General features: G+C 50.9%; 20 protein-coding genes and 1 other RNA gene. 8 read left to right on the top strand and 13 right to left on the bottom strand.

What is annotated here, in order from left to right:
• Positions 1-6 precede the first annotated feature (6 nt).
• The 3 genes from ubiH to ygfB are packed head-to-tail and all read right to left on the bottom strand — an operon-like array spanning position 7 to position 3,111.
• Positions 7-1,185 carry a 2-octaprenyl-6-methoxyphenyl hydroxylase gene (gene ubiH, locus BEG40_RS12435; RefSeq protein ID WP_000111178.1) on the bottom strand — a complete coding sequence of 393 codons (1,179 nt, stop codon included), beginning with the start codon at positions 1,183-1,185 and terminating at the stop codon, positions 7-9.
• Positions 1,182-2,507 (bottom strand): Xaa-Pro aminopeptidase, encoded by a 1,326-nt coding sequence (gene pepP / locus BEG40_RS12430; protein WP_105285490.1) that lies wholly within the window; start codon positions 2,505-2,507, stop codon positions 1,182-1,184. Before pepP ends, ubiH begins: the two co-directional genes overlap by 4 nt.
• A 25-nt stretch (positions 2,508-2,532) precedes the next feature.
• Positions 2,533-3,111: a UPF0149 family protein YgfB gene (gene ygfB / locus BEG40_RS12425; RefSeq protein WP_001295378.1), complete on the bottom strand. Its 579-nt coding sequence runs from the start codon at positions 3,109-3,111 to the stop codon at positions 2,533-2,535.
• 166 nt (positions 3,112-3,277) lie between these two features.
• Here ygfB and zapA point away from each other — a divergent pair, with 166 nt between their 5' ends.
• The 3 genes from zapA to BEG40_RS12405 all read left to right on the top strand — a co-directional run bounded on the left by zapA (position 3,278) and on the right by BEG40_RS12405 (position 4,455).
• A complete protein-coding gene (gene zapA / locus BEG40_RS12415) occupies positions 3,278-3,607 on the top strand; it encodes a cell division protein ZapA (RefSeq protein WP_001276008.1) in 330 nt (109 codons plus the stop codon).
• A 41-nt stretch (positions 3,608-3,648) separates the two neighbouring features.
• Positions 3,649-3,832: non-coding RNA, 6S RNA (ssrS, locus tag BEG40_RS12410), on the top strand.
• Positions 3,833-3,852: 20 nt separating this feature from the next.
• Positions 3,853-4,455: a 5-formyltetrahydrofolate cyclo-ligase gene (locus BEG40_RS12405; RefSeq protein WP_105285489.1), complete on the top strand. Its 603-nt coding sequence runs from the start codon at positions 3,853-3,855 to the stop codon at positions 4,453-4,455.
• A 100-nt stretch (positions 4,456-4,555) separates the two neighbouring features.
• Here the strand turns inward: BEG40_RS12405 and BEG40_RS12400 are convergent, their stop codons facing one another.
• From BEG40_RS12400 to rpiA, 4 genes are all read right to left on the bottom strand, one after another.
• The gene (locus BEG40_RS12400) at positions 4,556-4,615 is read right to left on the bottom strand and encodes a type I toxin-antitoxin system Ibs family toxin (protein ID WP_100635201.1); all 60 of its coding nucleotides are present in this window, start codon (positions 4,613-4,615) and stop codon (positions 4,556-4,558) included.
• Positions 4,616-4,948: 333 nt separating this feature from the next.
• Positions 4,949-5,008 carry a type I toxin-antitoxin system toxin IbsC gene (gene ibsC / locus BEG40_RS12390; protein WP_071524576.1) on the bottom strand — a complete coding sequence of 20 codons (60 nt, stop codon included), beginning with the start codon at positions 5,006-5,008 and terminating at the stop codon, positions 4,949-4,951.
• Positions 5,009-5,246: 238 nt separating this feature from the next.
• Positions 5,247-6,479 carry a phosphoglycerate dehydrogenase gene (gene serA, locus BEG40_RS12385; protein WP_001151617.1) on the bottom strand — a complete coding sequence of 411 codons (1,233 nt, stop codon included), beginning with the start codon at positions 6,477-6,479 and terminating at the stop codon, positions 5,247-5,249.
• A 258-nt stretch (positions 6,480-6,737) separates the two neighbouring features.
• Complete coding sequence (gene rpiA, locus BEG40_RS12380) at positions 6,738-7,397, bottom strand: ribose-5-phosphate isomerase RpiA (protein ID WP_024191163.1); 660 nt, start codon at positions 7,395-7,397, stop codon at positions 6,738-6,740.
• A gap of 439 nt (positions 7,398-7,836) precedes the next feature.
• Here rpiA and argP point away from each other — a divergent pair, with 439 nt between their 5' ends.
• The 5 genes from argP to scpC all read left to right on the top strand — a co-directional run bounded on the left by argP (position 7,837) and on the right by scpC (position 14,364).
• Entirely contained in the window at positions 7,837-8,730 is an 894-nt protein-coding gene (argP, locus tag BEG40_RS12375) for a DNA-binding transcriptional regulator ArgP (RefSeq protein ID WP_000828352.1), read from the top strand.
• A gap of 201 nt (positions 8,731-8,931) precedes the next feature.
• A complete protein-coding gene (gene scpA, locus BEG40_RS12370; protein WP_105285487.1) occupies positions 8,932-11,076 on the top strand; it encodes a methylmalonyl-CoA mutase in 2,145 nt (714 codons plus the stop codon).
• On the top strand, positions 11,069-12,064 hold the full coding sequence (gene meaB, locus BEG40_RS12365) for a methylmalonyl Co-A mutase-associated GTPase MeaB (RefSeq protein ID WP_105285486.1): 996 nt from the start codon (positions 11,069-11,071) through the stop codon (positions 12,062-12,064). Before scpA ends, meaB begins: the two co-directional genes overlap by 8 nt.
• Positions 12,065-12,074: 10 nt before the next feature.
• On the top strand, positions 12,075-12,860 hold the full coding sequence (gene scpB, locus BEG40_RS12360) for a methylmalonyl-CoA decarboxylase (protein ID WP_000122067.1): 786 nt from the start codon (positions 12,075-12,077) through the stop codon (positions 12,858-12,860).
• Positions 12,861-12,870: 10 nt separating this feature from the next.
• Complete coding sequence (gene scpC, locus BEG40_RS12355; RefSeq protein ID WP_488505270.1) at positions 12,871-14,364, top strand: propionyl-CoA:succinate CoA transferase; 1,494 nt, start codon at positions 12,871-12,873, stop codon at positions 14,362-14,364.
• Here scpC and srsR read toward each other — a convergent pair.
• The 6 genes from srsR to pgk all read right to left on the bottom strand — a co-directional run bounded on the left by srsR (position 14,361) and on the right by pgk (position 20,573).
• A complete protein-coding gene (gene srsR / locus BEG40_RS12350; protein WP_000350789.1) occupies positions 14,361-15,257 on the bottom strand; it encodes a LysR family transcriptional regulator SrsR in 897 nt (298 codons plus the stop codon). The two genes, scpC and srsR, sit on opposite strands and share 4 nt — an antisense overlap.
• Before the next feature lie 167 nt (positions 15,258-15,424).
• Positions 15,425-16,165 carry an oxidative stress defense protein gene (locus BEG40_RS12345; protein WP_000669826.1) on the bottom strand — a complete coding sequence of 247 codons (741 nt, stop codon included), beginning with the start codon at positions 16,163-16,165 and terminating at the stop codon, positions 15,425-15,427.
• A gap of 92 nt (positions 16,166-16,257) precedes the next feature.
• Positions 16,258-16,893: an arginine exporter ArgO gene (argO, locus tag BEG40_RS12340; protein WP_105285507.1), complete on the bottom strand. Its 636-nt coding sequence runs from the start codon at positions 16,891-16,893 to the stop codon at positions 16,258-16,260.
• Between the two features lie 138 nt (positions 16,894-17,031).
• The gene (gene mscS, locus BEG40_RS12335) at positions 17,032-17,892 is read right to left on the bottom strand and encodes a small-conductance mechanosensitive channel MscS (RefSeq protein WP_000389808.1); all 861 of its coding nucleotides are present in this window, start codon (positions 17,890-17,892) and stop codon (positions 17,032-17,034) included.
• Between the two features lie 345 nt (positions 17,893-18,237).
• On the bottom strand, positions 18,238-19,317 hold the full coding sequence (gene fbaA, locus BEG40_RS12325) for a class II fructose-bisphosphate aldolase (RefSeq protein WP_000034374.1): 1,080 nt from the start codon (positions 19,315-19,317) through the stop codon (positions 18,238-18,240).
• 92 nt (positions 19,318-19,409) lie between these two features.
• Positions 19,410-20,573, bottom strand: coding sequence for a phosphoglycerate kinase (pgk, locus tag BEG40_RS12320; protein ID WP_000111269.1), 1,164 nt, complete (start codon positions 20,571-20,573; stop codon positions 19,410-19,412).
• Between the last annotated feature and the right edge of the window lie 27 nt (positions 20,574-20,600).

Genomic DNA, 20,600 nt, shown 5'->3' with positions numbered 1-20,600 from the left:
CCGCCTTCAACGCGCCACCCAACCGAGGGTGCGCTGCGCCAGCACATCGCGTGCCGGGGTGAATAATTCCATCGTCATCAGCCCGATGTTACGCCCAACAACCAGCGGCGCCCAACGGTTGGCAAAAAGATGTACAAGGCTGTCCGTGACACCGATAGTTGCTTCGCGATCGCTCTGCCGACGCTGCTGATAACGGCACAAAATGCCATAATCACCGATATCCTCTCCGCGTTCCTGCGCCTGAGTCAGGGTTTCGGCAAGGCTCATAACATCACGCATACCGAGGTTAAATCCTTGCCCGGCAATCGGGTGCAGGGTTTGCGCCGCATTGCCCACCAGCACGGTGCGATGGGTAATAGGTTTGGCGGCGCGGGTTAACGCCAGCGGATAAGCACTGCGTTTTCCGGCGTGGGTAATTTGCCCCAGCCGCCAGCCAAACGCAGCCTGGAGTTCACAGCAAAACTTCTCGTCGCTCCACGCCAGTACCTCTTCGCGCCGTTCCAGTGGATGACACCAGACCAGCGAACAACGTCCGTCAGACATCGGCAACATCGCCAACGGACCGTATTGCGTGAAACGTTCAAAAGCACGGCCTTCGTGCGCAACGGAGGTCGCAACGTTGGCAATTACCGCCAGTTGTTCGTAAGGCTCCTGCTGCCAGTCAACGCCGCAGGCGCTGGCTAATGCTGAATGGGTGCCGTCAGCGGCTACCAGCACACGCCCCGTCAGCGTCCCGCCGCTCTCCAGCGTCACTTCAACGGTATCCTGTGTACGGGCAACGTTAGCAACGCGATCCGGGCAATGCAGCGTTACGCCTGGCGCTTTGCGCAACAGCGCAAACAGCCGTTGCCCGACATTATGCAACTCGACAACCTGCCCCAGCGCCGCCAGTTGGTAATCTTCTGCGGCGAGGGTGACGAATCCGGCATGACCGCGATCGCTGACATGCACGGTAGTGATGGCGGTTGCGCAATCAGCCAGAGATTGCCAGACGCCGATACGTGCCAGCTGCTGGCAGGTGCCCGCCGCCAGCGCAATAGCTCGTCCATCAAAGCCCGGATGTGCATGAGACTCTGGCGCGGTCGCTTCAATCAGATGTACCGGCAGCGCCCCGTGACTTAACCGGGAAATAGCCAGCGCCAGCGTCGCGCCCGCCATGCCGCCACCGACGATGATTACGCTCATTGCTTTCTCGCAGCTGCCATCAACGCTTCGATTTCTTCCGGCTTTTTCACCACGCTGGCGGTGAGGTTTTCGTTGCCAGTTTCGGTAATCACAATATCGTCTTCAATACGAATGCCGATACCGCGATATTGTTCTGGCACATCTGCATCCGGTGCAATATACAGACCTGGCTCTACGGTCAGTACCATGCCAGGTTCAAGAATGCGCGAGCGATCCTGACCATAAACACCTACGTCATGGACATCCAGACCTAACCAGTGGCTAAGGCCATGCATAAAGAAAGGACGGTGGGCGTTTTGAGCGATCAGTTCATCGACTTCACCTTTCAGGATCCCAAGTTTTACCAGGCCGCTAATCATGATGCGCACCACTTCACCGGTGACTTCCTGAATGGAAGTTCCCGGACGATACAGGCGCAGGCTGGCTTCGAGAGACTCCAGCACAATGCCGTAGATTTCACGCTGAGCCTGAGTGAATTTGCCGTTGACCGGGAAGGTACGGGTAATATCGCCAGCGTAACCTTTATATTCACAGCCAGCGTCAATCAACACCAGATCGCCATCGCGCAGTTCACACTCGTTTTCGGTGTAGTGCAGAATGCAGCCGTTTTCACCGCTGCCGACTATGGTGTTGTAGGAAGGATAACGCGCGCCGTGGCGGTTAAATTCGTGGTGAATTTCGCCTTCCAGATGGTACTCGAACATTCCCGGACGACATTTTTCCATCGCCCGGGTGTGCGCCAGTGCGGTGATTTCTCCCGCGCGGCGAAGTACGGCAATCTCTTCTGGTGATTTGAACAGGCGCATTTCATGAACAATGGGACGCCAGTCGATCATCGTTGCCGGAGCGGTGAGATTTTGCCGTGAGCCTTTACGCAGTTTTTCCAGCGCGCTGTTCACGATTTCATCAGCATAGGTATATTCGCCCTGAGCGTGGTAAACCACATCCAGACCGTTGAGCAGTTGATAAAGTTGCTGATTGATTTCGCTGAACGCCAGCGCACGGTCAACGCCCAGTTTCTCTGGCGCGGCATCCTGACCTAAGCGACGGCCAAACCAGATCTCCGCCGTCAGGTCGCGAACGCGGTTAAACAGAACGCTATGGTTATGAGTGTCATCGCTTTTAATCAGCACCAGCACCGCTTCCGGTTCGTTAAAGCCGGTGAAGTACCAGAAGTCACTGTTTTGACGATACGGGTATTCGCTGTCGGCGCTACGGGTCACTTCCGGGGCGGCAAAAATCAGCGCGGCGCTGCCGGGTTGCATTTGCTCCACCAGAGCCTGACGGCGACGCTGAAATTCTTGCGGGGATATATCACTCATAACACTCTCCTTACGTTTTTTGTTTTTAGTGTAGAGTCGGTTTTTGTACTTCTGGCGCGGTCGGTTGCGGATGAGTAAAAGTGTCGTGGCATAACAGCGCGGCAACACGGACGTACTCGATGATCTCTTCAAGCGACATTTCCAGCTCTTCCTGATCTTCGTCTTCGTCATATCCCAGTTGCGCAATGTTACGCAGATCGTCGATGGCTTCACCGGTTTCGCCAGTCACTTTATCCAGCTTCGGCTGAGTCACGCCAAGACCAAGCAGGAAGTGATTTACCCAGCCTGCCAGCGCATCAGCGCGATCGAAAACGCTGACATCATCGCCATCAGGCAGATAAAGCTGAAAAAGGAAGCCGTCATCCTGCAGGGCATCGCTGGTGGCTGAGTGCATTTTGCGCAATGCCTGTGCCAGCTCATGACCGAAAGCCATGCCTTCGTTCGTCAGGTCGTGAAGCAGCGGCAGCCATGAACTGTCATCATTGCCACCGCAAATCATCCCGCTGATTAAACCGTGCATCTCAGCAGGGGTCAGACCCGTCCCTTGTTGGTTCAGATACTGGTTCATTTCGTTGTAACCAGGCATTTCGTTCTGTATAGACATAAGCATTCGTCATCAAAGGGAGGAAGATTCATGATATGCTACCACTTTGGACCCTGGTGAACCAGAAAAGGGCTTGTCTCTTCTCATCAGGGTAGCTATAGTTCGCCCCTTCGCAGACCATGGGTCTGAAGACGAAGGAAGCGCAGTCAATCAGCAGGAAGGTGGCATGTCTGCACAACCCGTCGATATCCAAATTTTTGGCCGTTCACTGCGTGTGAACTGCCCGCCTGACCAAAGGGATGCGTTGAATCAGGCCGCAGACGATCTGAATCAGCGGTTGCAAGATCTGAAAGAACGCACTAGAGTCACAAATACTGAACAGTTGGTCTTCATTGCTGCATTGAATATCAGCTATGAGTTAGCGCAAGAAAAAGCGAAGACTCGTGACTACGCGGCAAGTATGGAACAGCGTATTCGGATGCTGCAACAGACCATAGAACAAGCGTTACTTGAACAAGGTCGCATCACCGAAAAAACGAACCAAAACTTTGAATGACACTTTTCGGTTTACTGTGGTAGAGTAACCGTGAAGACAAAATTTCTCTGAGATGTTCGCAAGCGGGCCAGTCCCCTGAGCCGATATTTCATACCACAAGAATGTGGCGCTCCGTGGTTGGTGAGCATGCTCGGTTCGTCCGAGAAGCCTTAAAACTGCGACGACACATTCACCTTGAACCAAGGGTTCAAGGGTTACAGCCTGCGGCGGCATCTCGGAGATTCCCTTCTTACCTGGCACCAGCCATGACGCAACTACCAGAACTCCCACAGACATTATCCCGACAAGAAATCCGTAAAATGATTCGGCAACGTCGTCGTGCGTTAACGCCGGAACAACAGAAAGAAATGGGTCAACAAGCCGCTACCCGGATGATGACTTATCCCCCGGTGGTGATGGCGCATACGGTCGCTGTATTCCTCTCTTTTGATGGCGAGCTCGACACCCAACCGCTCATAGAACAACTCTGGCGTGCCGGTAAGCGCGTGTATCTTCCAGTTTTGCATCCCTTTAGTGTCGGTAACTTACTATTCCTGAATTACCATCCGCAAAGTGAACTGATAGTGAACAGGTTAAAGATCCACGAGCCGAAACTGGACGTGCGCGATGTGCTTCCTCTTTCCCGGTTAGATGTGCTGGTCACGCCGCTGGTCGCCTTTGATGAGTACGGTCAACGCCTGGGAATGGGCGGCGGTTTTTATGATCGGACATTGCAAAACTGGCAGCACTACAAAATGCAGCCAGTAGGTTATGCGCATGATTGTCAGTTAGTAGAAAAACTGCCGGTTGAAGAGTGGGATATCCCACTGCCTGCGGTGGTTACACCGTCGAAAGTCTGGGAGTGGTGAGGGCGATACTCCCGCATCGCCCTGATTGACATCGTTGATTCTTTAACCTAATTTAGTGAGTAAGGGTAAGGGTGGATTACTCCTCCCCTGAGACTGACTGTTAATAAGCTGGCAAACTTATCAGTAACAGTACAATCAGTATGATGACAAGTCGCATCATAACCCTTCTCCTTCAAGCCCTCGCTTCGGTGAGGGCTTTACCGTTACAGCCCTGTGCTGCCCCGCCATCGTAAACTCTCTTTAAATAAGCACAACGCTTTGATCTGGCTTTAAATCTTTTCTTCGAGCGCGCTCGTAAAACGTCATGCAAGGTATGAATACATTGTGGGCAAAAGAGATTTATTACGGCAGTAAACGAGGACAGTGATGTGACTATCAAAAAGATCGGTTCAGGGCGACGCCTCCCGCATCGCCCTGATTGACATCGTTGATTCTTTGACCTAATTTAGTGAGTAAGGGTAAGGGAGGATTGCTCCTCCCCTGTGACTGACTGTTAATAAGCTCCGAAACTTATCAGTAACAGTACAATCAGTATGATGACAAGTCGCATCATAACCCTTCTCCTTCAAGCCCTCGCTTCGGTGAGGGCTTTACCGTTACAGCCCTGTGCTGTCCCGCCATCGTAAATCCTCTTCGAATAAAGGCAACGCATTGATCTGGCTTTGATTTATTTCTTCGAGCAGACTCGCAAAGCCGATTGCAGCACACTGCAAATGCAGTGATAAGCGCGGGAAAAGGGATAAAAAAACGGGCAAGTCAGCGACCTGCCCGTTGTTTGTCAGAGAAGGGAATCAGTACAGCAGACGGGCGCGAATGGTGCCCGGAATCGCTTTCATTGCCTGTAATGCTTTTTCAGCAACGTCTTCATCTGCTTCAATGTCAATAACTACGTAGCCCATCTGAGCAGACGTTTGCAGATACTGCGCGGCGATGTTAACGCCCTGCTCTGCAAAGATTTTGTTCAGCGCAGTCAGCACGCCCGGACGGTTTTCGTGGATGTGCATCAGACGGCGGCCACCGTGCAGCGGCAGCGAGACTTCCGGGAAGTTCACCGCAGAGAGCGTGGAGCCATTGTCAGAGTACTTGATCAATTTACCCGCAACTTCCAGACCGATATTCTCCTGCGCTTCCTGAGTCGAACCGCCAATGTGCGGCGTCAGCAGGACGTTGTCGAATTCGCACAGCGGAGAAGTAAACGGATCGCTGTTGGTCGCCGGTTCTGTTGGGAATACGTCGATTGCCGCACCAGCCAGATGTTTGCTCGCCAGTGCGTCACACAGCGCCGGAATATCAACCACAGTACCGCGCGAGGCGTTAATCAGCAGCGAGCCGGGCTTCATCAGCGAGATCTCTTTCGCGCCCATCATGTTTTTGGTGGACGGGTTTTCAGGCACATGCAGGCTCACCACGTCACTCATATTCAGCAGGTCGGAAAGATGTTGCACCTGCGTCGCGTTGCCCAGCGGCAGTTTGTTTTCAATATCATAGAAGTAAACATACATCCCCAGCGACTCCGCCAGAATGCCAAGCTGCGTACCGATATGACCATAACCAATGATACCCAGCTTTTTGCCGCGCGCTTCAAAAGACCCCGCTGCCAGTTTGTTCCATACGCCACGGTGCGCTTTGGCGTTGGCTTCCGGCACTCCGCGCAATAGCAGCAGAAGTTCGCCAATCACCAGCTCGGCGACAGAACGCGTATTCGAAAACGGTGCGTTAAATACCGGAATCCCGCGTTTTGCCGCAGCATTTAAATCAACCTGGTTTGTGCCTATGCAGAAACAGCCAATAGCGACCAGCTTTTCTGCGGCATTAATCACTTCTTCGGTCAGATGGGTACGGGATCGCAGGCCGATGAAGTGGGCATCGCGGATGGATTCTTTTAATTGTTCATCATCCAGCGCGCCTTTATGAAATTCGATGTTGGTGTAACCTGCCGCGCGAAGACTTTCCAGCGCCTTTTGGTGCACGCCTTCTACCAGCAGAAACTTAATCTTGTCTTTCTCCAGCGATACCTTTGCCATTTACCCAATCCTGTCTTTGAAATGTTGTGTGTGGATTTACATCCGCCTTTCAACATATCAAAAAATAATAATGCGGCAATATGAACGTTTGCGTCGCGATGTTGAGGAAATATCACGAGAGGTTGATTAACAGAAGAAAATGCTGAAGATGAGACTTTCTTTAGCGTGTTAGGCAAAAGTGAGTTAAAAACGTGATAGATGTCACCAAATTTAACAATGCAAAAAATTTTTAACGGGGGAACGAACTCCCCCGTCAGATCATTTCACAATGGTTTTAACGCCGTCAGGCGTGCCAATCAGCGCGACGTCCGCGCCACGGTTGGCAAACAGACCAACAGTAACCACACCCGGAATCGCGTTAATCGCATTTTCCATCGCCACCGGATCAAGGATTTCCATACCGTGGACGTCGAGGATCACGTTGCCGTTATCAGTCACCACGCCCTGTCGATATTCCGGACGACCGCCAAGTTTCACCAGTTGACGAGCCACTGCACTACGCGCCATCGGAATCACTTCCACCGGCAACGGGAATTTGCCCAGAATATCGACCTGCTTGGAGGCGTCCGCGATGCAGATAAATTTCTCTGCAACCGAGGCGATGATTTTTTCACGCGTCAGCGCCGCACCGCCGCCTTTGATCATCTGCATATGACCGTTGATTTCATCTGCACCGTCAACGTAGATGCCGAGGCTGTCAACTTCATTGAGGTCAAATACATGAATGCCAAGACTTTTTAGTTTTTCAGTGGATGCATCCGAGCTGGAAACTGCCCCTTCAATCTGACCTTTCATCGTGCCGAGTGCATCAATAAAGTGTGCGGCGGTGGAACCTGTACCAACACCAACAATGGTTCCGGGCTGAACATACTGAAGTGCCGCCCATCCTACTGCTTTTTTCAATTCATCCTGCGTCATGATCGTTTCGCCTGTGGTATGAAATTTCAGACGCATTATATACAAAAAAAGCGATTCAGACCCCGTCAGCAAGTCGTACGGATAACTCATCCATGAAATAACAGACAATGGCGGGCATCCCCTTTCACCCCGGCAAATCTGGGTATCAGGAGGCATCAGAATTACCCTTCTATCCCCCAGTCTGCATATCTGAAACTACGCCGATAAAGGTGAAGCTCTGTAATACAATTAATTGATAATATTACCAATAAAAATCACATCCAGTGCCAGTAACTCGCCCACAGAACCTTGCCTGTACGCTCCACAAAGCCTAAAAAAACACGGTGTTGTCAGTCAAAATTTCCATTATGGCTGCTTTTGTATACGTTAAATGCTCTGTACCCAAAGCAAAATTATGTCATAGTTCGGCATAAGAAAATTTGAGGAGCAGGTTAAAGCAATGAAACGCCCGGACTACAGAACATTACAGGCACTGGATGCGGTAATACGTGAACGAGGATTTGAGCGCGCGGCACAGAAATTGTGCATTACGCAATCAGCCGTCTCACAGCGCATTAAGCAGCTGGAAAATATGTTCGGGCAGCCGTTATTAGTGCGTACTGTCCCGCCGCGACCTACAGAACAAGGGCAAAAACTGCTGGCACTGCTTCGCCAGGTCGAATTGCTGGAAGAAGAGTGGCTGGGGGATGAACAAACCGGTTCAACCCCGCTACTGCTTTCACTGGCGGTCAACGCTGACAGTCTGGCAACCTGGCTGCTACCGGCGCTGGCTCCGGTGCTGGCTGATTCCCCTATTCGTCTGAACTTGCAGGTGGAAGATGAAACCCGCACCCAGGAACGTCTGCGTCGCGGTGAAGTGGTTGGCGCGGTGAGTATTCAACATCAGGCGCTGCCCAGTTGTCTTGTCGATAAACTTGGCGCGCTCGACTATCTGTTCGTCAGCTCCAGACCATTTGCTGAAAAATACTTTCCCAATGGAGTAAGCCGCTCCGCGCTGCTCAAGGCACCGGTGGTGGCGTTTGACCATCTCGACGATATGCACCAGGCCTTTTTACAGCAAAACTTCGATCTGCCGCCAGGTAGCGTGCCGTGCCATATCGTTAACTCGTCTGAAGCCTTCGTTCAACTCGCTCGCCAGGGAACAACCTGCTGTATGATCCCACACCTGCAAATTGAGAAAGAACTGGCGAGCGGCGAGCTGATCGACCTTACGCCAGGGCTGTTTCAACGGCGAATGCTCTACTGGCACCGCTTTGCCCCAGAAAGCCGCATGATGCGTAAAGTCACCGATGCTTTGCTCGACTATGGTCACAAAGTGCTTCGTCAGGATTAATCAATCACTTAATGCCTGGTAGCACATATCAGGCATTTTCCTTTTTTCTTTTTACCTTCTTTGAACAACGTCACGAAACAGACAAATCTCACGCGGCAAAAAACGACGTCCCAATGCATTTTTTTTGCTGGCGACAACCCCGTGTAAAAAGCTCACCGTAAGCGCATCCCACCATTTTGATTGCGTTTTATGGAGCAAATAATGTCTAACGTGCAGGAATGGCAACAACTTGCCAACAAGGAATTGAGTCGTCGGGAGAAAAACGTCGACTCACTGGTACGGCAAACGGCGGAAGGGATAACCATCAAGCCGCTGTATACCGAAGCCGATCTCGACAATCTGGAAGTAACTGGCACTCTTCCAGGCTTGCCCCCCTACGTTCGTGGTCCACGTGCCACCATGTATACCGCTCAACCGTGGACCATTCGTCAGTATGCTGGTTTCTCCACGGCAAAAGAATCTAACGCCTTTTATCGCCGTAACCTCGCTGCCGGGCAAAAGGGCCTTTCCGTTGCCTTTGACCTCGCCACCCACCGTGGTTACGACTCTGACAATCCGCGCGTTTCAGGCGACGTCGGTAAAGCAGGCGTCGCTATCGACACCGTTGAAGATATGAAGGTGCTATTCGACCAGATCCCGCTGGATCAAATGTCGGTTTCGATGACTATGAACGGGGCTGTCCTGCCAGTACTGGCGTTTTATATCGTGGCCGCTGAAGAGCAAGGCGTTACACCCGATAAACTCACAGGCACCATCCAGAACGACATTCTGAAAGAGTACCTCTGCCGCAATACCTATATTTATCCGCCAAAACCGTCTATGCGTATTATCGCTGACATCATCGCCTGGTGTTCCGGCAATATGCCGCGTTTTAATACCATCAGTATTAGCGGTTACCACATGGGCGAAGCGGGAGCTAACTGCGTGCAGCAGGTGGCGTTTACTCTCGCTGATGGAATTGAGTACATCAAAGCTGCACTTTCTGCTGGCCTGAAAATTGACGACTTTGCCCCGCGCCTGTCGTTTTTCTTTGGCATCGGTATGGATCTTTTCATGAACGTCGCCATGCTGCGCGCCGCACGTTATCTCTGGAGTGAGGCGGTAAGCGGATTTGGAGCCAAAGATCCAAAATCACTGGCACTGCGCACCCACTGTCAGACCTCAGGCTGGAGTCTCACCGAGCAAGATCCCTATAACAACGTTATCCGCACCACCATTGAAGCGTTGGGCGCCACACTTGGCGGTACACAATCACTGCATACCAACGCTTTTGATGAGGCTCTTGGGCTGCCAACCGACTTCTCGGCACGTATAGCCCGTAATACTCAGATAATCATTCAGGAAGAGTCAGAAATCTGCCGCACCGTCGATCCACTGGCCGGATCTTATTACGTTGAGTCGTTGACCGATCAGATCGTTAAACAAGCCAGAGCTATTATCCAACAGATCGATGAGGCTGGTGGCATGGCGAAAGCGATCGAAGCGGGTTTGCCAAAACGAATGATCGAAGAGGCGTCTGCGCGTGAGCAGTCACTGATCGATCAGGGCAAACGCGTGATTGTTGGCGTTAACAAGTACAAGCTGGATCACGAAGACGAAACCGATGTCCTTGAAATAGACAACGTGATGGTACGTAACGAGCAGATTGCTTCACTGGAGCATATTCGCGCCACCCGCGATGATGCTGCCGTAACCACCGCACTGAATGCTCTGACTAATGCGGCACTGCAAAACGAAAACCTGCTGGCTGCTGCTATTAATGCGGCACGCGTTCGCGCGACATTGGGTGAAATCTCCGATGCGCTGGAAGCCGCTTTTGACCGTTATCTGGTGCCGAGCCAGTGTGTTACCGGCGTGATTGCGCAAAGCTATCATCAGTCGGAAAAATCAGCTTGCGAATTTGATGCGATTGTTGCGCAAACGGAACAGTTCCTCGCGGATAACGGCCGTCGCCCGCGCATTCTGATCGCCAAAATGGGGCAGGATGGACACGATCGCGGGGCCAAAGTTATTGCCAGCGCCTATTCCGATCTTGGATTTGACGTTGATTTAAGTCCGATGTTCTCGACACCAGAAGAGATCTCCCGCCTGGCGGTGGAAAACGACGTTCATGTGGTGGGCGCGTCCTCACTCGCTGCCGGGCATAAAACGCTGCTCCCGGAACTGATAGAAGCCCTCAAAAAATGGGGACGCGAAGATATCTGCGTAGTCGCTGGCGGCGTTATTCCACCGCAGGATTATGCCTTCCTGCAAGAACGTGGCGTGGCAGCGATTTATGGTCCGGGTACTCCCATGCTCGACAGCGTACGTGATGTACTGAATCGGATTAGCCAGCGTCATGATTAACGAAGCCACGCTGACAGACAACATTCGGCGCTTACGTCAGGGTGAGCGTGCCACGCTCGCCCAGGCGATGACGCTGGTAGAAAGCCGTCATCCACGTCATCAGGAACTAAGTACTCAGTTGCTCGACGCCATCATGCCGTTTTGTGGAAATGCACTGCGCCTGGGCGTTACCGGCACACCTGGCGCGGGGAAAAGCACCTTTCTTGAAGCTTTCGGTATGTTGCTGATTCGCCAGGGGCTGAAAGTCGCGGTAATTGCCGTCGATCCCAGCAGCCCAGTGACCGGTGGCAGCATTCTTGGCGATAAGACCCGGATGACCGAACTGGCGCGTGCCGATACGGCATTTATTCGCCCGGTTCCATCATCCGGTCATCTGGGAGGCGCCAGCCAGCGGGCGCGGGAGTTAATGCTGTTATGCGAAGCGGCGGGTTATGACGTGGTGATCGTTGAAACCGTCGGCGTCGGGCAGTCGGAAACCGAAGTAGCCCGCATGGTGGACTGTTTTATCTCACTGCAAATCGCCGGTGGTGGTGATGATCTCCAGGGCATTAAAAAGGGGCTGATGGAGATGGCAGATCTGATTGTCATAAACAAAGACGATGGCGATAACCACGCGAATGTCGCCATTGCCCGCCATATGTACGAGGGCGCTCTGCATATTCTGCGTCGCAAATATGACGAATGGCAGCCGCAGGTTCTTACCTGTAGCGCGCTGGAAAAATGCGGTATTGATGAGATTTGGCACGCAATTATCGATTTCAAAACCGCACTTACCGCCAGCGGTCGTTTGCAACAAATGCGGCAACAACAATCGGTGGAATGGCTGCGTAAACAAACCGAAGAAGAGGTGCTGCACCACCTGTTCGCGAATGAAGATTTCGATCGCTATTACCGCCAGACGCTATTAGCAGTCAAAAACAATACGCTCTCGCCGCGCACCGGCTTGCGGCAGCTCAGTGAGTTTATCCAGACTCAATATTTTGATTAAAGGAATTTTTATGTCTTATCAGTATGTTAATGTCATTATCATCAACAAAGTGGCGGTCATTGAGTTTAACTATGGCCGCAAACTCAATGCATTGAGTAAAGTCTTTATTGACGACCTGATCCAGGCGCTAAGCGATCTCAACCGACCCGAAATTCGCTGTATCATCCTGCGTGCCCCGAGTGGTTCCAAAGTTTTCTCCGCAGGCCACGACATCCATGAACTGCCATCAGGCGGTCGCGATCCTCTCTCTTACGATGATCCGCTACGGCAAATTACCCGTATGATCCAAAAATGCCCGAAACCGATTATCTCAATGGTCGAAGGTAGCGTCTGGGGAGGTGCTTTTGAAATGATCATGAGTTCCGATCTGATCATCGCCGCCAGCACATCGACCTTCTCAATGACCCCAGTTAACCTTGGCGTACCGTATAACCTGGTGGGCATCCACAACCTGACCCGCGACGCGGGCTTCCACATCGTCAAAGAACTGATATTTACTGCTTCGCCAGTCACCGCCCAACGCGCGCTGGCTGTTGGCATTCTCAACCACGTTGTTGACATCAGCGAGCTGGAAGATTTCACCCTGCAAATGGCGCACCACATTTCCGAAAAAGCACCGCTGGCGATCGCGGTAATCAAGGAAGAACTGCGCGTGCTGGGCGAGGCGCACACGATGAATTCAGACGAATTTGAACGTATTCAGGGGATGCGCCGAGCAGTTTATGACAGCGAGGATTATCAGGAAGGTATGAACGCTTTCCTGGAAAAACGTAAACCTACTTTCGTCGGGCATTAATGCTCAGCGAATGAAGGAGCAAAAGATGAATATGATCTGGGCAAGGATGACCGCCGATGAAGCGGCGGAAATTATCCAGCACAATGATATGGTAGCATTCAGCGGCTTTACCCCTGCGGGTTCACCTAAAGCTCTACCTGTCGCTATTGCTCATCGTGCCAACGAACAACATGAGGCGAAAAAACCGTACCAGATTCGCCTGCTAACCGGAGCGTCAATTAGCGCCGCCGCCGATGACGTGCTCTCTGAAGCTAACGCCGTTTCATGGCGCGCTCCGTATCAAACATCATCTGGGTTACGCCAAAAGATCAATCAGGGGGCAGTCAGTTTTGTTGATCTACACTTGAGCGAAGTCGCGCAAATGGTTAACTACGGCTTCTTCGGCGACATTGATGTTGCGGTAATTGAAGCCTCAGCCATCGAGCCGGATGGACGTGTCTGGTTAACCAGTGGGATCGGTAACGCTCCGACCTGGTTACTGCGGGCCAAGAAAGTAATCATTGAACTCAATCGCTATCATGATCCGCGCGTTGCGGAACTGGCGGATATTGTGATTCCTGGCGCACCACCGCGACGCAATAGCGTTTCGATCTTCCATGCGATGGATCGCGTCGGTACTCGTTATGTGCAAATTGATCCGAAAAAGATTGTCGCGGTCGTGGAAACCAACTTACCTGATGCAGGTAAGCTGCTGGATAAGCAAAATCCCATGTGCCAACAGATCGCCGACAATGTGGTTACCTTCTTATTACGTGAAATGGCACAGGGGCGCATTCCGCCGGAATTTCTGCCACTGCAAAGTGGGGTAGGCAACATCAATAATGCGGTAATGGCGCGTCTCGGGGATAACCCGGATATTCCACCGTTTATGATGTATTCGGAAGTGCTACAGGAATCAGTAGTTCATCTTCTGGAAACCGGAAAAATCACCGGAGCCAGCGCCTCCAGTCTGACTATCTCTGCCGATTCACTGCGTAAGATTTATGACAATATGGACTATTTCTCCTGTCGCATTGTGTTACGTCCGCAGGAGATTTCCAATAACCCGGAAATTATCCGCCGCCTTGGCGTTATCGCTCTGAATGTCGGCCTGGAGTTTGATATTTACGGGCACGCCAACTCAACGCATGTTGCCGGTGTTAATTTAATGAACGGTATCGGCGGCAGCGGTGATTTTGAACGCAATGCTTATCTGTCGATCTTTATGGCGCCGTCGATCGCCAAAGAAGGAAAAATATCAACCATCGTGCCGATGTGTAGTCATGTTGATCACAGCGAGCACAGCGTGAAAGTGATCATCACTGAACAAGGGATCGCCGATCTGCGCGGCCTCTCTCCACTTCAGCGCGCACGCGCTATCATCGATAACTGCGCCCATCCCATGTACCGTGACTATCTGCATCGCTATCTGGAAAATGCCCCTGGCGGGCATATTCACCACGATCTTAGCCACGTTTTCGATCTGCATCGTAACTTGATCGAAACGGGTTCAATGCTGGGTTAATTGCTCGTACCATCACGATCTTCAGCAATTTGCTGTAGCATCGTGGCGGTATAGCGATGATTTTTCAGTGAATAGAGATATTCCTGCATATACATTGGCGTATGCGGCGCATCAAAATATTTCAGCGTTGCCGGATTCACCAGTCGCCAGGCAAAATGTGGAATGACTGTCAGAAAATGTCCGCGCTCAACGGCGCTGATTTTGGCCATAAAACTGTAGGGGCGATAAATAATTGTTGGATTGATCCCACAAGGGCGCATGTTCGCATCAATCATCGCTTCATAGTTAGCGCGGTTCTGAAAGCGCATCTGTAACCACGGTAGCTCCTGTAATAACTCCTGCTCCTGACGTTCTTCAAAACGGCGGGAAACAAGAAACCCTAGCCGCAGCGGCGACAGTTCGCTGATAGTTAGATTTTCCAGCCCCTTTACTCGGGCGGATACATGCTGCGGAGAGATAATAAAATCAAACTGACGGTAGAAGAGATTATCGATAACCCCATTTTCGCTAAACTCAACCGGCTGAGCAGTCACCCCTTCATATTTATCACCAAGACTGATTAGCTGATCAAAAATAATCGTCGGATAAGTATTATCGATGCCAATGACAATTTCATGAGAATGACGCCCGGAATTATGAATTTCATTATCAATAGCAGAAAGTCGTTGGTAAACCGGGAATAGTTTTTGATAAAGTTCCTGCCCGGCTTTATTAAGGCTAATGTTGTTATCTTTACGGGTAAACAGCGTATAACCAATTTGCTCCTCCAGCGCGGCAATACTTTTGCCAAACGGTGAAGCCGTCATATGAATCTTTTCTGCTGCCCGAGCAATATTATTGGTTTGCGCTAATAAAATAAAATTGCGCATCTTTTTCGAAATAAAAATATCCATACCCTCTCCCAAACATCACTGTCCGCTTAACCGTTTCAGTTATTCAATCTTTGATGAAATCGCGAGCAAAGATAGGTAATTGCATCATGGTTTTACAGAAAATTACAGAAAAAGGAGACGATATAAGGTGAAGACATTAGCCCGACAAATGAGTCGGGCTAAATGTATTATTGTGCGGTAGGTGTTTTTGCAGGTTGCTGATCAACGGGTTCTAACTGGAAGACCACATCCACCTGATCATCAAACTGAATAGCGGCCTGCTCGTAAGTTTCCTGAGCAGAAACCGGCGCGGCATCAGCTTTCATCATCCGAACCATCGGGCTGGGCTGATAGTTGGAAACATGGTAGCGCACGCTATACACCGGTCCCAGTTTGCGATTAAAGCCATTTGCCAGCTCCTGCGCCTGATGAATCGCGTTATCTATCGCTGCCTTACGCGCTTTATCTTTATAGGTATCCGGTTGCGCTACGCCTAACGAAACAGAACGAATTTCGTTAAGACCGGCCTTCAGCGCACCATCCAGCAACGAATTCAGTTTGTCTAACTGACGAACTGTTACTTCTACCGTTCTCACTGCCCGATAGCCTTTCAGAATACTTTTGCCATCCTGGTAATCGTAATCTGGCTGGGTACGTAAATTCGCAGAACTGATATCTTTTTTCGCGATCTGATTGAGTTCAAGGAAAGAGATATATTGCGCCACGCGCTCATCCGCTTGTTTCTTGGCGGTAGCAGCATCCTTCGCTGCCACATTAACTTCAATAGCAAGAGTGGCAATGTCTGGCACTGCATCTACGCTTGCCGTTCCTGAAGTGACAATGTGCGGACCATCCGGTAGTTCATTGGCCTGTACTGCCATCCCGCTGAAACCCATCAATGCCGCCAGGGCGATAACTTTGAACTTCACGTTAGTCTCTCCGTGTTAATTTACTTGCCCAAAATTCAAAACCTCTGTAGGCAAGCTTAGCGTCTCTGTTTTTATTTTCCATAAGATAGCGCCTAACTGAACAAGGCTTGTGCATGGGCAATACCATCTCTCGCCAGCTGTAGGGCGATAAACCACATTACGCCACCAACAATAATATTAATAATACGCTGCGCTTTGGCGGTACGCAGACGCGGTGCCAGCCAGGCCGCGAGAAGAGCCAGACCAAAGAACCACAAGAAAGAGGCGCTAATCGTCCCAAGCGCAAACCAGCGTTTTGGTTCGACGTCGAGCTGCCCGCCGAGGCTCCCCAATACCACAAAGGTATCCAGATAAACATGGGGATTCAGCCAGGTCACTGCCAGCATGGTGGCAATAATTTTCCAGCGTCCCTGTTTCATGACTTCAGCACTAACCAGCTCAATATTACTGCTCATCGCCGTTTTAAAAGCGCCAAAGCCATACCACAGCAAGAAGGCAACGCCGCCCCAGGTCACTAAGGCCAATAACCACGGTGACTGCATCAGTAACGCGCTACCGCCAAAAATCCCGGCGCAAATCAGAACCAAATCGCTGATTGCACAAAGTAAGGCAATCATAATGTGGTACTGGCGGCGAATACCCTGATTCATCACAAAAGCATTTTGTGGACCGAGCGGCAGGATCATAGCCGCACCAAGTGCAAGACCTTGAATATAATAAGAAAACACGTTAAACATTCCGAATTAATTATCTGATGCAGAGACTATAGCGCGGGATTGTTATTAGCGGAAATTGATAATATTAATTGGCAATCAGAATAACTAATAAGAGAGAGGCCAGATAGTATTATCTGGCCTCAGTGTTGATTATGCAGCTTTGTCCTCTTTCACCCGCTTAAAATTCACATCCATTTGCGGGTACGGGAAGCTGATACCAGCGGCATCAAATTCGCGTTTAATACGCTCCAGCACATCCCAGTAAACGTTTTGCAGATCGCCGCTGTTGCTCCAGACGCGGACCACGAAATTAATCGAGGATGCACCAAGCTCGTTCAGACGCACGGTCATTTCGCGATCTTTTAAAATGCGATCGTCAGACTGGATAATATCGGTCAGGATCTGCTTCACCTGATCGATATCGGAATCATACGCCACACCAATGATAAATTCGTTACGGCGCGCAGGCTCGCGAGAGAAGTTAATAATATTACCGGCAATAATTTTACCGTTCGGGATAACGATAATTTTACCGTCTGCGGTGCGCATAGTCGTAGAGAAAATCTGCACGCTCTGCACTGTACCGGCAACACCGCCGAGGTCGACATATTCACCGGCACGGAACGGGCGGAACAGTACCAGCAACACGCCAGCGGCCAGGTTAGACAGAGAACCCTGCAACGCCAAACCTACAGCTAAACCTGCGGCACCCAGCACGGCGATAACCGATGCGGTTTGAACGCCCACGCGACCTAACGCTGCGATCAGCGTAAAGGCAATAATCGCATATCGGGCTAATGCAGAGATAAAATCAGCTACGGTGGCATCTATGTTACGGGAGATCATCAGGCGATTCACCGCGTTGGAGATCATCCGCGCGACAATCAAACCGATGATGATAATCGCGAGAGCCGCCACGATGTTTACAGCATAACTCAGCAACAGCGCCTGGTTGTTCACCAACCAGGAACCTGCACCGTGTATGCTATCGACAACATTCAAATCTTCCATTCAATATTCCTTTTTAACTGACTCAAAATGGAGAAATACACTCCGCCGCCTTATGACGGGCGGTCTGACAAGGGTAAACAATAAAGTATAATTTTGCCAAATAGATCACAAAATTCTCATCTGCATCACCTTGCTTTTGGCGAAAAAAAGCCCGCTATGCTGGCCTCCTCAGATTGTTGGCAAGGTGCGCTTTGTTCATGCCGGATGCGGCGTAAACGCTTTATCGGTCCTATGAAAGCATTTAAGTTCACGTAGGCCTGATAAGCGTAGTGCATCAGGCAATTTTTCTTTTGGCGAAAAAAAAGACCCGCAAAGCGGGTCTTGAGATAAGCAAAAAGGAATATCTTACAGAACGTCGATCGCGTTCAGTTCCTTGAATGCTTTTTCCAGACGAGCGATCATCGAAGTCTGACCGGCACGCAGCCATACGCGCGGATCGTAGTATTTCTTGTTCGGCTGATCTTCGCCTTTCGGGTTGCCCAGCTGCCCCTGCAGGTAAGCTTCATTTTCTTTGTAGTAGTTCAGAACACCTTCCCAGGTTGCCCATTGGGTATCGGTATCGATGTTCATTTTCACTACACCGTAGCTTACGGAGTCTTTGATTTCCTGAGCTGTAGAACCGGAACCGCCGTGGAATACGAAGTTCAGGCTGTTGTGCGGCAGGTTGTGTTTCTTAGAAACATATTCCTGAGAATCGCGCAGGATAGTCGGGGTCAGAACCACGTTACCCGGCTTGTAAACGCCGTGTACGTTACCGAAGGAAGCAGCGATGGTGAAACGCGGGCTGATTTTGCTCAGCTCGGTATATGCGTAATCAACGTCTTCCGGCTGGGTGTACAGTGCAGAAGCGTCCATGTGGCTGTTGTCCACGCCGTCTTCTTCACCACCGGTGCAACCCAGTTCGATTTCCAGAGTCATGCCGATTTTGGACATGCGCTCCAGGTATTTAGAGCAGATTTCGATGTTCTCTTGCAGAGATTCTTCAGACAGGTCGATCATGTGAGAAGAGAACAGCGGCTTGCCGGTAGCTGCGAAGTGTTTTTCACCCGCGTCCAGCAGACCGTCGATCCACGGCAGCAGTTTCTTCGCGCAGTGGTCGGTGTGCAGGATAACCGGAACACCATAATGTTCAGCCATCTGGTGAACGTGATGCGCACCAGAGATCGCGCCCAGGATAGCAGCACCCTGCGGAACGTCAGATTTCACGCCTTTACCAGCGATAAAGGAAGCACCACCGTTGGAGAACTGAACGATAACCGGCGCTTTAACTTTAGCAGCGGTTTCCAGTACGGCGTTGATGGAGTCAGTACCGACACAGTTTACTGCTGGCAGTGCGAAGTTGTTTTCTTTTGCTACCTGGAAAACTTTCTGTACGTCATCACCAGTGATTACGCCAGGTTTTACGAAATCAAAAATCTTAGACATGTTTCTTTGTCCTGTATCGTCGGGCTGTAGAAAAAGTGCGTGCTTTAAAAGCGCGCTGAAACAAGGGCAGGTTTCCCTGCCCTGTGATTTTTTTACTTCTTAGCGCGCTCTTCGAGCATCGCTACTGCAGGCAGTACTTTACCTTCCACGAATTCGAGGAATGCGCCGCCGCCAGTGGAGATGTAGGAGATTTTGTCAGCAATACCGAACAGGTCGATTGCTGCCAGAGTGTCGCCGCCACCAGCGATGGAGAACGCTTCGCTGTCTGCGATAGCGTTAGCCACGATTTCAGTACCTTTACGGAAGTTCGGGAATTCGAACACACCAACCGGGCCGTTCCACAGAATGGTTTTCGCATTCTTCAGGATTTCAGCCAGTTCTTGCGCAGAAGCGTCGCCGATATCCAGGATCTGCTCGTCAGCTTTCACGTCGTTAACAGATTTCAGAGTAGCCGGAGCAGTTTCAGAGAACTCAGTTGCTACGCGAACATCAGACGGAACCGGGATGTTGCAGGTGGTCAGCAGACGTTTTGCTTCGTCAACCAGGTCTGCTTCGTACAGAGATTTACCCACATCGTGGCCTTGTGCCGCGATAAAGGTGTTAGCAATACCACCACCAACGATCAGCTGGTCAGCGATTTTAGACAGGGAGTCCAGAACGGTCAGTTTGGTAGAAACTTTAGAACCACCAACGATAGCCACCATCGGACGAGCTGGTTCTTTCAGTGCTTTACCCAGCGCGTCCAGTTCAGCCGCCAGCAGCGGGCCTGCGCACGCAACGTCAGCGAATTTACCGATACCGTGAGTAGAAGCCTGCGCGCGGTGAGCAGTACCGAATGCATCCATTACGAACACGTCGCACAGTGCAGCGTATTTCTTGGACAGAGTTTCGTCGTCTTTCTTCTCGCCTTTGTTGAAGCGAACGTTTTCCAGAACAACCAGTTCACCTTCAGCAACGTCAACGCCGTCGAGGTAATCTTTAACCAGGCGAACCGGGTTAGACAGTTTGTCTTTCAGGTAGTTAACAACCGGCAGCAGAGAGAATTCTTCATTGTACTCGCCTTCGGTAGGACGACCCAGGTGGGAAGTTACCATCACTTTAGCGCCTTGTTTCAGAGCCAGTTCGATGGTCGGCAGAGAAGCACGGATGCGTGCGTCGCTGGTTACTTTCCCGTCTTTTACTGGTACGTTCAGATCCGCACGGATAAATACACGTTTCCCAGCAAGATCCAGATCGGTCATCTTAATTACAGACATGGTGAATCCTCTCGTTGATTCTAAAAG

The organism is Escherichia sp. MOD1-EC5495 (genome assembly GCF_002965965.1).
Lineage (GTDB): Bacteria > Pseudomonadota > Gammaproteobacteria > Enterobacterales > Enterobacteriaceae > Escherichia > Escherichia ruysiae.
Note: the sequence above shows the minus strand (reverse complement) of the source record. Positions and strands in the feature narration are given on the sequence as shown.

Bases quoted from the DNA above. Each gene is read 5' to 3' on its own strand.
- ubiH (WP_000111178.1), bottom strand. From the start codon at position 1,185: ATGAGCGTAATCATCGTCGGTGGCGGCATGGCGGGCGCGACGCTGGCG.
- pepP (WP_105285490.1), bottom strand. From the start codon at position 2,507: ATGAGTGATATATCCCCGCAAGAATTTCAGCGTCGCCGTCAGGCTCTG.
- ygfB (WP_001295378.1), bottom strand. From the start codon at position 3,111: ATGTCTATACAGAACGAAATGCCTGGTTACAACGAAATGAACCAGTAT.
- zapA (WP_001276008.1), top strand. From the start codon at position 3,278: ATGTCTGCACAACCCGTCGATATCCAAATTTTTGGCCGTTCACTGCGT.
- BEG40_RS12405 (WP_105285489.1), top strand. From the start codon at position 3,853: ATGACGCAACTACCAGAACTCCCACAGACATTATCCCGACAAGAAATC.
- serA (WP_001151617.1), bottom strand. From the start codon at position 6,479: ATGGCAAAGGTATCGCTGGAGAAAGACAAGATTAAGTTTCTGCTGGTA.
- rpiA (WP_024191163.1), bottom strand. From the start codon at position 7,397: ATGACGCAGGATGAATTGAAAAAAGCAGTAGGATGGGCGGCACTTCAG.
- argP (WP_000828352.1), top strand. From the start codon at position 7,837: ATGAAACGCCCGGACTACAGAACATTACAGGCACTGGATGCGGTAATA.
- scpA (WP_105285487.1), top strand. From the start codon at position 8,932: ATGTCTAACGTGCAGGAATGGCAACAACTTGCCAACAAGGAATTGAGT.
- meaB (WP_105285486.1), top strand. From the start codon at position 11,069: ATGATTAACGAAGCCACGCTGACAGACAACATTCGGCGCTTACGTCAG.
- scpB (WP_000122067.1), top strand. From the start codon at position 12,075: ATGTCTTATCAGTATGTTAATGTCATTATCATCAACAAAGTGGCGGTC.
- scpC (WP_488505270.1), top strand. From the start codon at position 12,871: ATGAAGGAGCAAAAGATGAATATGATCTGGGCAAGGATGACCGCCGAT.
- srsR (WP_000350789.1), bottom strand. From the start codon at position 15,257: ATGGATATTTTTATTTCGAAAAAGATGCGCAATTTTATTTTATTAGCG.
- mscS (WP_000389808.1), bottom strand. From the start codon at position 17,892: ATGGAAGATTTGAATGTTGTCGATAGCATACACGGTGCAGGTTCCTGG.
- fbaA (WP_000034374.1), bottom strand. From the start codon at position 19,317: ATGTCTAAGATTTTTGATTTCGTAAAACCTGGCGTAATCACTGGTGAT.
- pgk (WP_000111269.1), bottom strand. From the start codon at position 20,573: ATGTCTGTAATTAAGATGACCGATCTGGATCTTGCTGGGAAACGTGTA.